The sequence below is a fragment of the Neobacillus fumarioli NBRC 102428 genome (genome assembly GCF_001591485.1).
GTDB classification, from domain to species: domain Bacteria; phylum Bacillota; class Bacilli; order Bacillales; family Cytobacillaceae; genus Neobacillus; species Neobacillus fumarioli.
Map to the genome: position 1 here is coordinate 1 of NZ_BCUZ01000245.1, position 1191 is coordinate 1191.

At 40.6% G+C, this 1191-nt stretch carries 2 protein-coding genes; both read left to right on the forward strand.

Annotated features, from left to right (window positions below; genetic code table 11):
- Positions 1-24 precede the first annotated feature (24 nt).
- On the forward strand, positions 25-510 hold the full coding sequence (gene moaC, locus BFU02S_RS15910) for a cyclic pyranopterin monophosphate synthase MoaC (protein ID WP_066372792.1): 486 nt from the start codon (positions 25-27) through the stop codon (positions 508-510).
- A 14-nt stretch (positions 511-524) separates the two neighbouring features.
- Positions 525-1181 carry a redox-sensing transcriptional repressor Rex gene (locus tag BFU02S_RS15915; protein WP_066372802.1) on the forward strand — a complete coding sequence of 219 codons (657 nt, stop codon included), beginning with the start codon at positions 525-527 and terminating at the stop codon, positions 1179-1181.
- Positions 1182-1191: the final 10 nt, after the last annotated feature.

Consider the following 1191-nt stretch of genomic DNA (forward strand, 5'->3'; position numbering starts at 1 on the left):
GTATGATTTTAAGGGGGGCTATCTATGGCTGATTTGACTCATTTTAATGAACAAGGAAGGGCGAAAATGGTCGACGTGAGTGATAAACCGGAAACGGCACGCACTGCTATTGCTCATTCCAGCATTACAGTGAATAAAGAAATATTTGATAAAATTTCTCATAACGAAATAAAAAAAGGGGATGTGTTAGCTGTTGCTCAGGTGGCAGCAGTCATGGCAGCGAAAAAAACTTGGGATCTCATTCCAATGTGCCATCCGATTCCGTTAACAGGAGTAAATATCAGTTTTGACTGGGAACAAACCGAGCAAGATCAATATCAATTAAATATTACTGCTTCTGTTAAAACAAAAGGAAACACAGGTGTTGAGATGGAAGCGCTAACAGCAGCGTCTGTTTGTGCCTTGACGGTCTATGATATGTGTAAAGCAATTGATAAAGGAATGATTATGGGTTCGACCTATTTAATAGAGAAAACCGGCGGAAAAAGCGGTGACTTTAGAAGAATTTAAGGGAGGGAAGAAGGATGTCTAACGAAATGATGAAAATCCCGCAGGCAACGGCCAAACGGCTGCCCTTATATTACCGTTTTTTGCAAAACCTATATGCTTCAGGAAAACAGCGGGTATCATCCGCCGAATTAAGTGAAGCAGTAAAAGTGGATTCTGCCACAATACGCCGGGATTTTTCCTACTTCGGTGCCTTGGGGAAGAAAGGCTATGGTTATAATGTTGGTTATTTACTAACATTTTTCCGCAGAACGCTAGACCAGGATGAATTAACGAAAGTAGCCTTAATAGGTGTGGGAAACCTGGGAACTGCTTTTCTAAATTACAATTTTTTGAAAAATAATAATACGAAAATTGAATGTGCATTTGATGTCGATCCGAAGAAAATAGGGACATCCATCGGAAATGTCCCGGTTTACTCTATGGATGATTTGGAAAGATATTTAGTTGAAGATGAAATTCCAGTGGCCATCTTAACCGTTCCTGCGCCTGTTGCACAAATGATTACCGACCGGTTGGTGAAAACCAATGTGAAAGGTATTTTGAATTTCACGCCGGCCAGGTTAAATGTCCCATCCTCCATTCGGGTCCATCACATTGATTTGGCTGTCGAACTACAATCGCTTGTCTATTTTTTAAAGCATTACCCAATGGATATTGAACCAGAAGAATAGAAAATCGGGG

Bases quoted from the DNA above. Each gene is read 5' to 3' on its own strand.
- moaC (WP_066372792.1), top strand. From the start codon at position 25: ATGGCTGATTTGACTCATTTTAATGAACAAGGAAGGGCGAAAATGGTC.
- BFU02S_RS15915 (WP_066372802.1), top strand. From the start codon at position 525: ATGTCTAACGAAATGATGAAAATCCCGCAGGCAACGGCCAAACGGCTG.